Consider the following 11,704-nt stretch of genomic DNA (forward strand, 5'->3'; position numbering starts at 1 on the left):
GGCATACGGGTGGCCGGGTCGCATTCGGGCAACCGTCGGCGACCGCTGCCCGGGGAAGCCCTCCGCGGCCTACTGTTGAGGGATGCGCCCGCCGTGCCCGACTGCGGCCGGGGCATCCCCGCGCTCCGACGAGCGCGTGGAAGGGTTTTCCAGCGCGGTGCCGCCCAAGGATCGCCGGGCATCGGGCCGCGTGGCGTGGGCACCGCCGGCTGTGAGAGGGACGGGAATGGAACCGACCGAGAGCGCCGCCCCGCACTCACGGCTGCGCCGGATGACCGGCGCGTGGCGCGCGGGCCGGGAGCGCGCGCAGCAGCGCGCGACCACAGGACGGAACCCGGGACGGACCACCGGGCGCACCACGGGACGGACCGCGGAGCGCAGCCCCGGGCACGCGGTCCCCGCCGGCGGACCGCACCCGCGTGTGCACGTCCACGCCGCCCGGCCGGCCGCCGACCGCCCCCACGCGCTGCCGGGCGCCGGACCCGAGCGGCAGCCGTCGCCCCGGCCGGCCCTGCCCGCGGTGCTCGTCGCGGCGGCCGGCCTCGCCCTCGGCGCCGGCTTCTACCGGGCGTTCACCGGCAGCCACGCGCTCTTCCCGTCCGGCACGACCGGCTGGTCGCTGGCCGTGCTCACCGGCATCATCGTCGGCCACCTCGTCATGCTCGGCCGCGCCCGCTGGTGGGGCGGCACCGGTTCCGGCGCCGCCCTGACCCTCGCCGTCCTGCTGCTCTACGGCTGGGCGCCGGCCGGCATGGTCAGCCTCACCGTCGTCGTCCTGGTCGGCATAGCCAGGCACCAGCGCTGGCGGGCCGGTGTGCTGCACGGCGCGGTGGACATCCTCGGCATCGGCGCCGCCGCCCTGGTCCTCGGCGCCTTCGGCCGGGTGCCGACCGTCGAGCAGCCCTGGGACCCGGGCACCTGGACCGCGTACACCGTCCCGCAGGTGGTGCTGGTCGCCGCCGTCCATCTCGCCGTCACCCGCGCCCTGCTGTGGTACCTGCAATCGGGGCCCGCCGAGCCGGTGCCCACCGCCGCCCGCACCGCGCTGGTCCGCCAGGGCCTGGTCGCCGTCGCGCTGCTCGGCATCGCCCCGCTGGTCTGCGTCGTCGCGGTCGCCGAACCGGTGCTGCTGCCGCTGTTCGCCATCCCGCTCATCGCGCTCGACTCCACCCTGTGGATGGCGCGCGCCCGCGCCGAGGAGCAATTGCGCGACCCGCTGACCGGGCTGCCCAACCGGCAGTGGCTCCAGGAGCGCATCTGGACCGCCCTCGACGAGGCCGAACGCGTGGGCGCCCGGGCCGCCCTGATGCTCATCGACCTGGACCGTTTCCGCTCGGTCAACGACACGCTCGGCCATCTCGCCGGGGACCGGCTGCTGCTGCAGATCGCCGACCGGCTGCGGCAGGCGCTGCCGCGCGGGGCGGAGGCGGCGCGCCTGGGCGGGGACGAGTTCGCCGTGTTACTGCCCGTCGCGGACTCCACGACGTCCGCGACCCGCGTCGCCCGCGGCCTGGTCACCACCCTCAGCTCACCGCTCGACCTGGACGGCCTCACCCTCGTCCTGGAGGCCAGCGCCGGCGTCGCCGTCTTCCCCGACCACGCCCTGGACGCCGAGGGCATGCTGCGCCGCGCGGACGTGGCGATGTACCAGGCCAAGCGGGACCGCACGGGCGTGGAGGTGTACGAGTCCAAGCGGGACTCCAACACCCCCGACCGGCTCGGGCTGCTGGGCGACCTGCGCCGGGCCCTGGACGCCCACGAGGTCCAGCTGCACTACCAGCCCAAGGTCCGCTTCGACGGCCAGGTCGCCGGCCTGGAGGCGCTGGTGCGCTGGGTGCACCCCGAGCGCGGCAAGGTCCCGCCGGACGAGTTCATCGCGATCGCCGAGTCCTCCGGGCTGATGCCCCATCTGACGGAGTACGTGCTGGAGACCGCCCTCGGGCAGGTCGCCGCGTGGCGCGCCCAGGGGCTGTTCGTGCCGGTCGCGGTCAATGTCTCGCCGCGCGATGTGCACACCCCCGGGTTCGCCGGTTCGGTGGCCGCCCGGCTGGCCCGGCACGGCGTCCCCGCGGGCTCGCTCCAGCTGGAGATCACCGAGCATGTGCTCCTGGAGGACCCGCAGCGGGCCGCCGACACCCTGGCCGGGCTCACCGCGCACGGCGTGAAGATGTCGCTGGACGACTTCGGCACCGGCTACTCCTCGCTGGTGCACCTGCGCCGGCTGCCGGTGAGCGAACTGAAGATCGACCGCTCGTTCGTGGCCCGGCTCGCGGTGGACACCGAGGACGCCGAGATCGTGCGCTGCACCGTCGACCTCGCCCACTCCCTCGGCCTGCTGGTCGTCGCGGAGGGCGTGGAGGACGACGAGACCTGGGAACGCCTGCGGGACCTGGGCTGCGACGCCGTACAGGGCTGGCTGGTCGCCGCCGCGATGCCGCCCGAGGAGACCACGGCCTGGCTGCGGGCGCGCGGCGCCCGGGGCTGGGTGCGCCCGGCCGCGGCGCTGCCCGCGGTGGCCACCGACGAGTGAGCCCCGGGACCGTCCGCCCCCGGCCCTGACGCGGCGCGCCCGCTCCGGGCGGCCTGCGGTCAGCTCGTCCCGTGCGGCACGAAGTGCCCGGTCAGCAGCGCCAGCCGGCGCTCGTGGGCGTCCTTCGGGAGGCGGCCGCTGCGCGTCAGCGTCACCAGGCCGTGCAGAGCCGCCCAGTACGTCTCCGTGAGCAGTCCCGGGTCGTCGCCCTCGGCCGCGATCGGCTCGACGGCCGCCAGCAGTTCACCGAACGCCTCGTGCAGGGCCGCGGGGGCCTGCGGTGTCGCGAACGGCAGGTCCACCCGGTGGGTGAAGATCGCGTCGTAGAGCGCGGGCCGCTGCCGGGCGAAGGCGGTGTACGCCTCACCGACCGCGGTGAGCGCCGCGCGCGCGCCCTCGGCCGCCGTGCGCGCCGCGCGCAGGCCGACGGCGAGTTCCGCGCACCCCTGCACCGCGACGGCCGCCATGATCGCGTCCTTGCCCTTGAAGTGGCTGTAGAGGACCGGCTGGCTGTACTCGATCTCGGCGGCCAGCCGGCGGGTGGTGACCGCGTCCCAGCCCTCCGCCTCCGCCAGCTCCCGCGCGGCCGTCACGATCAGCCGCTCCCGCTCCGCCCGCTCGCGCTCCCGGCGCGTCTGGATCGTCATACCCCGGATTATAGCGGCGCTAGCCAATCTGCCGACGCTCTGCTAGCTTCACTCTCAGCGCTAGCGCCGCTAGCAAGCGAGTCGTGACGACCGCGATGAATCCGGGAATTCGGGGAGAAGAGACATGACCGTCACCGCGTACACCCTGGCCACCGCGCTCGACCTGTTCTGCCTGTTCCTCGGGTACCGCTTCCTGTGCCGGCCCGCCCCCGCCGCGGCCGGTTACGGCGTCCCCGCCGACCCGGCCGGCGACGCCGGCGCCTACCTCTCGGTCAAGGGGTCGCGGGACGGCGCCCTCGGCCTGGTGGGCCTGGCGCTGCTCGCCTTCGCCGGGGCGCGCGCCGAGGCGTGGTTCATGGCCTGCGTGGCGCTCGTACCGCTCCTCGACACGCTGATCGTCCTGCGCCACGGCGGGCCGAAGGCGGTCGCGTACGGCATCCACTTCGCCACCGCGCTCATCGTCCTGACCAGCGCCGGCCTGCTCTTCGCCCGCTGACCGCACCGGGCAGGAGCGGAGCGGGAGCCGGGCGGGGGAAACCGTTGTACGGACACGCCTCCTCGCCCCCTAGGATTGGCCCCAAACCACACACACTCACCCCAGAGGAACGCTGCATGCCTGGCATCACGCGCGAGGAGGTCGCCCACCTCGCCCGGCTGGCGCGTCTGGAGCTGAAGCCCGAAGAGCTCGACCACTTCGCGGGACAGCTGGACGACATCATCGGCGCGGTGGCCCGCGTCAGTGAGGTCGCCGACCAAGACGTACCGCCGACCTCCCACCCGCTGCCGCTGACGAACGTCATGCGCGCGGACGAGGTCCGTCCGTCGCTCACCCCCGAGCAGGCGCTCTCCGGCGCCCCGGCCCAGGAACAGCAGCGTTTCAAGGTGCCGCAGATCCTGGGGGAGGAGTAAGCAGTCATGACGGACATCATCAAGCTCACCGCCGCCGAGACCGCCGAGAAGATCGCCTCCGGCGAGCTGACGGCCGTCGAGGTCACCGAGGCGCACCTGGCCCGGATCGAGGCCGTCGACGAGAAGGTGCACGCCTTCCTGCACGTCGACCGCGAGGGCGCCCTCGCCCAGGCCCGCGCCGTCGACGAGAAGCGCGAGCGCGGGGAGAAGCTCGGCCCGCTGGCCGGCGTCCCGCTCGCGCTCAAGGACATCTTCACCACCGAGGGCGTGCCGACCACCGTCGGCTCCAAGATCCTCGAAGGCTGGATCCCGCCGTACGACGCGACGCTCACCCGGCGGCTCAAGGCCGCCGGCGTCGTCATCCTCGGCAAGACCAACATGGACGAGTTCGCCATGGGGTCCTCGACCGAGAACAGCGCCTACGGCCCGACCGGCAACCCCTGGGACCTCACCCGGATCCCCGGCGGCTCCGGCGGCGGCTCCTCCGCCGCGCTCGCCTCCTTCCAGGCGCCGCTGGCCATCGGCACCGACACCGGCGGCTCCATCCGCCAGCCGGCCGCCGTCACCGGCACGGTCGGCGTGAAGCCGACCTACGGCGCGGTCTCCCGCTACGGCATGGTGGCCTTCTCCTCCTCCCTCGACCAGGGCGGCCCGTGCGCCCGTACGGTCCTGGACGCGGCCCTGCTGCACGAGGTCATCGCCGGCCACGACCCGCTGGACTCCACCTCCGTCGACGAGCCGGTCCCGCCGGTCGTCGAGGCCGCCCGCAACGGCAGCGTCGCGGGGATGCGCGTCGGCGTGGTCAAGCAGTTCCGCGGCGAGGGCTACCAGGCCGGTGTCGTGCAGCGCTTCGACGAGGCCGTCGAGGTGCTCCGCGGTCTGGGCGCCGAGATCGTCGAGCTGGACTGCCCGTCCTTCGACCTGGCCCTTTCGGCCTACTACCTGATCGCGCCGTCCGAGTGCTCCTCCAACCTGGCCCGCTTCGACGGCCTGCGCTACGGCCGGCGCACCGGCGACGACGGCACGCACTCGGCCGAGGAGGTCACCTCCCTCACCCGTGAGGCGGGCTTCGGCCCCGAGGTCAAGCGCCGCATCATGCTCGGCACCTACGCGCTCAGCTCCGGCTACTACGACGCGTACTACGGCAGCGCCCAGAAGGTCCGCACGCTCATCAAGCAGGACTTCGACACGGCGTTCGAGCAGGTCGACGTGATCGTCTCCCCGACCACCCCGACCACCGCCTTCCCGATCGGCGAGCGCGCCGACGACCCGATGGCGATGTACCTGGCCGACCTGTGCACCATCCCCACCAACCTGGCGGGCAACGCCGCCATGTCGCTGCCCTGCGGCCTCGCCCCGGAGGACAACCTCCCGGTGGGCCTGCAGATCATCGCCCCGGTGATGAAGGACGACCGGCTCTACAAGGTCGGCGCCGCCGTCGAGGCCGCGTTCATGGAAAAGTGGGGTCACCCGCTGCTTGAGGAGGCTCCGTCGCTGTGAGCAACGCACTGTCCAAGGCCAAAGGCTTCAAGAAGTCCAAGTCCGGTACGTACCTGTCCATGGCCACGACCGCCTTCGGCGCGCTCGGTGTCGCCAAGCAGATCAAGAAGGCTCGCGCCGAGAGCGACACGCTGCGCCTGATCGACGCCTCGGTGTCCGCCGTCGCCATCGTCACCGGACTCGCCATCCTCTACCGCGAGCTGAAGCGGCTGGGCGACGACGACGTCCTGCTGGGCTGAGAGGGAAGTTTTCACCGTGACCACCACGACCGATCTGGTGTCGTACGAGGACGCCCTGGCGTCGTACGACCCCGTCATGGGCCTTGAGGTCCATGTCGAACTCGGCACCCGCACCAAGATGTTCTGCGGCTGCTCCACCGCGCTCGGAGCCGACCCGAACGCCCAGACCTGCCCGGTCTGCCTCGGCCTGCCCGGCGCGCTCCCGGTCGTCAACGCGACCGGCGTGGAGTCCGCGATCAAGATCGGCCTCGCGCTGAACTGCTCGATCGCCGAATGGTGCCGCTTCGCCCGGAAGAACTACTTCTATCCGGACATGCCGAAGAACTTCCAGACCTCCCAGTACGACGAGCCGATCGCCTTCGACGGCTACCTCGACGTGCAGCTGGAGGACGGCGAGTCCTTCCGGGTGGAGATCGAGCGCGCCCACATGGAGGAGGACACCGGCAAGTCGACGCACGTCGGCGGCGCCACCGGCCGCATCCACGGCGCGTCCCACTCCCTGCTGGACTACAACCGCGCCGGCATCCCGCTCATCGAGATCGTCACCAAGCCCATCGTCGGCGCCGGCGAGCGCGCCCCCGAGGTCGCCAAGGCGTACGTCCGTGAGCTGCGCGAACTCATCCGGGCGCTCGGTGTCTCCGAGGCCCGCATGGAGATGGGCCAGATGCGCTGCGACGTCAACCTGTCGCTGATGCCGAAGGGCGCCGACAAGTTCGGCACCCGCAGCGAGACGAAGAACGTCAACTCGCTGCGCTCGGTGGAGCGCGCCGCCCGCTTCGAGATCCAGCGGCACGCCGCCGTGCTCTCCTCCGGGGGCACCATCGTCCAGGAGACCCGCCACTTCCACGAGGACACCGGCTCCACCACCTCGGGCCGGATCAAGGAGGAGGCCGAGGACTACCGGTACTTCCCGGAGCCCGACCTCGTGCCGGTGGCCCCGGCCCGCGCGTGGGTCGAGGAGATCCGCGCCGGGCTGCCCGAGATGCCGCTGGCCCGCCGCACCCGTCTCCTGGCGGAGTGGGGCATCTCGGCCACCGACATGCAGGCCATCCTCAACGCCGGCGCCCTGGACCTGATCGTCGCCACCATCGACGCCGGGTCCGACGCCGCCTCCGCCCGCAAGTGGTGGATGGGCGAGCTGGCACGCAGCGCCAACGAGTCCGGCCGGACCCTGGACGAGCTGGTCATCACCCCGCGGCAGGTGGCGCGGGTGACCGAGCTGGTCGTCTCCGGCGACCTGAACGACAAGCTGGCCCGCCAGGTCATCGAGGGCGTCCTCGCGGGCGAGGGCACCCCGGACGAGGTCGTCGACCGGCGCGGTCTGAAGGTCGTCTCCGACGAGGGCGCGCTGACCGCCGCCGTCGAGGAGGCCATCGCCGGCAACCCGGGCGTCGCGGACAAGATCCGCGGCGGCAAGGTGGCCGCGGCCGGCGCCCTGGTCGGCGCGGTCATGAAGGCCACCCGCGGCCAGGCCGACGCGGCCCGCGTCAAGGAGCTGATCCTGGCGAAGCTGGGCGTCAGCGAGGGCTGAGCCACCGCAGGCAGTGCCCCTGGGGGGACGCATCGCACACGATGCGTCCCCCCAGGCACGTCCGGACCCGGCGGCTGCCCGGCGAGGAGCCGACCGGGAAGGCCGTCCATCGGGTAAGCCGGCGACCACCCGAAGGACGTAAGGAATTCACCTGAACGCCCTGTGAATCGGGTCGCAGTCCTGTGAGTAAGCCCACGAATCCGGTAAACGATCACAATCGCCTGCAAGAGTGTCCACACCTTGCTCATGCGTTCTTTGCGGGTCGTTCCGTTCATGGACGACTGTTCCCGGTCAAAGATCCACAAAATGTCATCTGGGAGCACGTTTCGTGGCAGCCCTCGCGCGCTGGTGTGTCCGGCACCGCCTCGTCACCGTTCTGCTCTGGCTCCTCACCCTCGGCGGGGTCACCGTCGCCGCCGCCGTCGCGGGCCCGGCGTACTCCAACGACTACGAGGTCCCCGGCACCCAGTCGGGCCGCGCCACCCAACTGCTCCAGCAGGGCTTCCCCGGCCTCGGCGGCGACAGCGACACCGTCGTCTGGCACACCGCGTCCGGCACCGGCACCGTCCGCGCCGCCGACGTCGAGCAGACGATGACCCGCACCCTGGACCGCATCGGGACCCTGCCCGGGGTGGCCTCCGTGGTCAGCCCCTACCAGGGCCAGGGCACCGACCAGATCAGCCCCGACGGGCACACCGCCTACGCCACGGTCACCTTCACCCACCCCGCGCAGGACATCCCCGCCCCGCAGGCACGCGCCGTCGTCAGCGCCGCCAAGGCGGCCCAGGGCGACGGACTCCAGGTGGAACTGGGCGGCAGCGCCGTCGGCTCCACACTGCCCTCCGGCGGGCACCTCGCCGAGATCCTGGGCGTGGCGGTGGCCGCCGTGGTGCTGCTGCTGGCCTTCGGCTCGCTCGCCGCGTCCCTGCTGCCCATCGCCACCGCGCTGGTCAGCGTCGGCACCGCCTACGGCGCCATCGGACTGCTCGGCCACGCCATGACGGTGGCCGACTTCGCCCCCATGCTGGGCATGCTCATCGGGCTCGGCGTCGGCATCGACTACGCCCTGTTCATCGTCACCCGGCACCGCCGCGGCCTCAAACGCGGCCTCACCGTCACCGAGGCCGCCACCAGCGCCGTGGCCACCACCGGGCGCGCCGTCGTCTTCGCCGGCGCCACCGTCTGCATCGCCCTGCTCGGCATGCTGATCCTGCGCCTCGGCTTCCTCAACGGCGTGGCCGTCGCCGCCGCCTCCACCGTCGTGCTCACCGTCGCCGCCGCGGTGACCCTGCTGCCCGCCCTGCTGTCCTGTATCGGCCCGCGCGCCCTCAGCCGCCGCGAGCGGCGCAGGCTCGCCGCACACGGGCCCGAGCCCGAGGTGCCCACCGGATTCGCCGCCCGCTGGTCGGCCTTCGTGGAACGCCACCCCAAGCTGCTCGGCACGCTCGCCCTGGCCGTCGTCGCCGTCCTGGCCCTGCCCACCTTCTCCCTCCACCTCGGCACCTCCGACCAGGGCAACGACCCCGCCTCCTCGACCACCCGGCGGGCCTACGACCTCGTCGCCGACGGCTTCGGGCCCGGCATGAACGGGCCGCTCACCCTGGTGACCCGGGTGCACGGCGCCGAGGACAAGCTCGCCCTGGACAACCTCGGCACCACCCTGCGCGCCACCGAGGGCGTGGCCGCGGTCGGCCCGGTGACCTACGACACCGGTTCCACCACCGCGTACCTGAACGTCGTCCCCGACTCCGCCCCCCAGTCCCAGCGCACCAGCGACCTCGTCGACCGGCTGCGCGGGCAGGTGCTGCCCCGCGCCGAGACCGGCACCTCGCTGGACGTGCACGTGGGCGGCGTCACCGCCGGGTACGACGACTTCGCCGGTGTCATCGTGGGCCGGCTGCCGCTGTTCGTCGGCGTGGTCGTCGGCCTGGGCTGCGTGCTGCTGCTGCTCGCCTTCCGGTCCGTCGGCATCCCGCTCAAGGCCGCCGTCATGAACGTCGCCGCGGTCGCCGCCGCCTTCGGCGTGGTCGTCGCGATCTTCCAGTGGGGCTGGGGCAGCGAGTTCCTGGGCCTGGGCCGGGCCGGGCCCATCGAGCCGTTCCTGCCGGTGATCATGGTCTCGGTGCTGTTCGGGCTGTCCATGGACTATCAGGTCTTCCTGGTCAGCCGGATGTACGAGGAGTGGCTGGAGACCGGCGACAACCGGCGTGCCGTGCGCGTCGGCCTCGCCGAGACCAGCCGGGTGATCAACTCCGCGGCCGTCATCATGATCTCCGTCTTCCTCGCCTTCGTGCTCAGCGGCGACCGGGTGATCGCCATGTTCGGCATCGCGCTGGCCGCCGCCGTCGCCCTGGACGCCTTCGTGCTGCGCACCCTGCTGGTGCCCGCCCTGATGCACCTGCTGGGCCGCGCCAACTGGTGGCTGCCGCGCCGCCTGGACCGCGTCCTGCCGCGGATCAGCATCGAGCCGCCCGAATGCCGGGCCGCGCATGAGAGGCTCGGCGACGTCGTGGCCGAACTGGCGAAGGAGCAGCAGCGGGATGTACGCGATATCCCTGGGTGAGGACGGGGCCGAACTGCGGCCCCTGGAGACCTGGCACGCCGAGGAGTTCCTCGCGCACCTCGACCGAGGGCGCGACTTCATCACCCGGCACGTCCCCTTCGGGGCGCACGCCACGGACGTGGACTCCGCGCGCGCGGTGCTGCGCGCGTACGCCGACAAGCGGGCCGCCGACAGCGGCTCCCTGCACGGGCTGTGGCTGGACGGCACGCTGGTGGGCGGGGTGCTGTTCCGGATCTTCGACGCGGCGACCGGCATGTGCGAGGCCGGCTGCTGGCTGGAGCCGGCCGCGACCGGCCGGGGCCTGGTCACCCGCGGGGCGCGGGTGCTGATCGACTGGGCGTTCGAGGCCCGGGGCATGCACCGCGTGGAGTGGCACGTCTCCTCGGCCAACGGGCCCAGCGTCGCCGTGGCCCGCCGGCTGGGCCTGTCCCGTGAGGGCGTGCTCCGCGAGAACTACCCCTACCGGGGGATGCGCCAGGACACCGAGATCTGGGCGGTGCTCGCCCCCGAGTGGCGCGCGGCCCGCGCCGATGACGCGCACAAGGTTCGTTAAGACGCCTCTCAGAGAGCGTCCGTACGGTGCCCGGCATGGGAACCACGACCGCAGACGACACGACCGCAGCCACCACCGCCCCCGAGGCGGAGCACGACCAGCAGGCCCCCGGGACCCCCAGGACCGCCGAGACCACCGAGCCCGGCCCGGCGGCCGGCACCGGGGGCGAGAAGACCGGGGCGGCGGCCGGGACGGAGGAGGCCGAGGCCGAGGAGGCCGAGGCTGAGGGGGCGGCCGGCGCGGCGGCCGTGACGTCCGGCGAGGAGGCCGGGCAGGACCGTCCGAACGGGCCCGCGCAGGGCGCCGCCGCCGTCGTCTCCGCCGCGCTGGGCCTCGTCTCGCTCAGCGGCAGCTGGCTCGGCACCGTCGCCGGAGCGCGCGAACAGCTGATCGGCCAGCTCCGGACCGCGACCTCGGCGAGCGTGGCCACGCAGGTCAAGGAGATCTACGGCGACGCCTGGCACACCACCGCCCTATGGGGCGGCGTGTTCGCGCTGGTCGCCCTGATCGCCGGCGTCGCGGTGCTCGCCCGGCCCGCGTTCGGCGTGCCGGGCCGTGTGCAGGCGCCCTGGATCAAGTCGGTCGCCTGGGCCGGTGTCGCGCTCGGCGTGGTCGGCCTGCTGCTGGCCGTGCTCAAGTACACCGACGTCCTGCTCGGCCTGCCCTCCGCCTGACCGGCCGCCGGGCCCGCACACCCAGGGGCCCCGGGACCGCCGTAGGTACCTCTTACGGCGGCTCCGGGGCCCCCGCGCGCGTCTAAGGCCCCCGGCGGCCCCGAAGATGCGGAACTCTCCCGATGCCGCCGGCCCCCCTGGCCGACGAAGGTGGTCCATGGCACCGGACCGACGGTGCCGGACACCACCGTCAGAGGGAGACCGGACCCCATGTTCCTCACGTACACGCTCTACCAGCTGCGCTCCGCCGAACTGCGCCACCAGGCCGACCAGGAGCGCTTGGCCCGCGAGGCCGTCCTCGCCCGCCGCACCGAGCACCGCCCTGCCGCCGAGGAGACCCGCGAGGCGGAGGGCCATAGCGGCGGCCCCCGCAGGCACCGGTTCACCCGGGCCGCATGACCCCCGGCCCCCGGAACGCGCCCGGCCGTCGCGGGGGGACGGCCGGGCGCCTTCCGGGCTCCCCACCGGCACCGGCCCCCCGCCTTCCGGGCTCCCCACCGGCACCGGCCCCCCGCCCTCCGGGCCCCGCGCCGGGACCGGCCCGCCGCCTCACACCGG

Annotated in this window: 11 protein-coding genes; 10 read left to right on the top strand and 1 reads right to left on the bottom strand. The window is 73.5% G+C overall.

Annotated elements, in window-relative coordinates:
* Positions 1–226: 226 nt before the first annotated feature.
* Positions 227–2,530: a bifunctional diguanylate cyclase/phosphodiesterase gene (locus ABZ858_RS27365; RefSeq protein ID WP_361383959.1), complete on the top strand. Its 2,304-nt coding sequence runs from the start codon at positions 227–229 to the stop codon at positions 2,528–2,530.
* 59 nt (positions 2,531–2,589) lie between these two features.
* On the opposite strand, the gene ABZ858_RS27370 is transcribed toward ABZ858_RS27365, so the two are convergent.
* Complete coding sequence (locus tag ABZ858_RS27370; RefSeq protein ID WP_361383962.1) at positions 2,590–3,177, bottom strand: TetR/AcrR family transcriptional regulator; 588 nt, start codon at positions 3,175–3,177, stop codon at positions 2,590–2,592.
* A gap of 124 nt (positions 3,178–3,301) precedes the next feature.
* On the opposite strand from ABZ858_RS27370, the gene ABZ858_RS27375 reads away from it, so the two are divergent.
* The 9 genes from ABZ858_RS27375 to ABZ858_RS27415 all read left to right on the top strand — a co-directional run bounded on the left by ABZ858_RS27375 (position 3,302) and on the right by ABZ858_RS27415 (position 11,545).
* Positions 3,302–3,673 (top strand): DUF4267 domain-containing protein, encoded by a 372-nt coding sequence (locus ABZ858_RS27375; RefSeq protein WP_361383966.1) that lies wholly within the window; start codon positions 3,302–3,304, stop codon positions 3,671–3,673.
* Between the two features lie 116 nt (positions 3,674–3,789).
* Positions 3,790–4,086, top strand: coding sequence for an Asp-tRNA(Asn)/Glu-tRNA(Gln) amidotransferase subunit GatC (gatC, locus tag ABZ858_RS27380; RefSeq protein ID WP_006130840.1), 297 nt, complete (start codon positions 3,790–3,792; stop codon positions 4,084–4,086).
* A 6-nt stretch (positions 4,087–4,092) separates the two neighbouring features.
* Positions 4,093–5,586 (top strand): Asp-tRNA(Asn)/Glu-tRNA(Gln) amidotransferase subunit GatA, encoded by a 1,494-nt coding sequence (gene gatA / locus ABZ858_RS27385; protein ID WP_361383969.1) that lies wholly within the window; start codon positions 4,093–4,095, stop codon positions 5,584–5,586.
* Positions 5,583–5,825 carry a hypothetical protein gene (locus ABZ858_RS27390; protein ID WP_164587284.1) on the top strand — a complete coding sequence of 81 codons (243 nt, stop codon included), beginning with the start codon at positions 5,583–5,585 and terminating at the stop codon, positions 5,823–5,825. Before gatA ends, ABZ858_RS27390 begins: the two co-directional genes overlap by 4 nt.
* Before the next feature lie 16 nt (positions 5,826–5,841).
* Positions 5,842–7,356, top strand: a complete 1,515-nt coding sequence (gene gatB / locus ABZ858_RS27395) for an Asp-tRNA(Asn)/Glu-tRNA(Gln) amidotransferase subunit GatB (protein WP_361383972.1) — start codon at positions 5,842–5,844, stop codon at positions 7,354–7,356.
* Between the two features lie 328 nt (positions 7,357–7,684).
* Positions 7,685–9,919, top strand: a complete 2,235-nt coding sequence (locus ABZ858_RS27400; RefSeq protein WP_361383975.1) for an MMPL family transporter — start codon at positions 7,685–7,687, stop codon at positions 9,917–9,919.
* Positions 9,897–10,472, top strand: coding sequence for a GNAT family protein (locus tag ABZ858_RS27405; RefSeq protein WP_361383978.1), 576 nt, complete (start codon positions 9,897–9,899; stop codon positions 10,470–10,472). The genes ABZ858_RS27400 and ABZ858_RS27405 overlap by 23 nt, the downstream gene beginning before the upstream one ends.
* A 35-nt stretch (positions 10,473–10,507) precedes the next feature.
* Entirely contained in the window at positions 10,508–11,146 is a 639-nt protein-coding gene (locus ABZ858_RS27410; RefSeq protein ID WP_361383981.1) for a hypothetical protein, read from the top strand.
* Between the two features lie 210 nt (positions 11,147–11,356).
* A complete protein-coding gene (locus tag ABZ858_RS27415) occupies positions 11,357–11,545 on the top strand; it encodes a hypothetical protein (RefSeq protein WP_361383984.1) in 189 nt (62 codons plus the stop codon).
* Positions 11,546–11,704: the final 159 nt, after the last annotated feature.

It is taken from the genome of Streptomyces sp. NPDC047017 (assembly GCF_040644175.1).
In the GTDB taxonomy this organism is placed as follows: Bacteria; Actinomycetota; Actinomycetes; order Streptomycetales; family Streptomycetaceae; genus Streptomyces.

Coding starts and splice junctions, on each gene's coding strand:
- ABZ858_RS27410 (WP_361383981.1), top strand. CDS start 10,508: ATGGGAACCACGACCGCAGACGACACGACCGCAGCCACCACCGCCCCC.
- ABZ858_RS27405 (WP_361383978.1), top strand. CDS start 9,897: ATGTACGCGATATCCCTGGGTGAGGACGGGGCCGAACTGCGGCCCCTG.
- gatA (WP_361383969.1), top strand. CDS start 4,093: ATGACGGACATCATCAAGCTCACCGCCGCCGAGACCGCCGAGAAGATC.
- ABZ858_RS27375 (WP_361383966.1), top strand. CDS start 3,302: ATGACCGTCACCGCGTACACCCTGGCCACCGCGCTCGACCTGTTCTGC.
- ABZ858_RS27370 (WP_361383962.1), bottom strand. CDS start 3,177: ATGACGATCCAGACGCGCCGGGAGCGCGAGCGGGCGGAGCGGGAGCGG.
- gatC (WP_006130840.1), top strand. CDS start 3,790: ATGCCTGGCATCACGCGCGAGGAGGTCGCCCACCTCGCCCGGCTGGCG.
- ABZ858_RS27365 (WP_361383959.1), top strand. CDS start 227: ATGGAACCGACCGAGAGCGCCGCCCCGCACTCACGGCTGCGCCGGATG.
- ABZ858_RS27415 (WP_361383984.1), top strand. CDS start 11,357: ATGTTCCTCACGTACACGCTCTACCAGCTGCGCTCCGCCGAACTGCGC.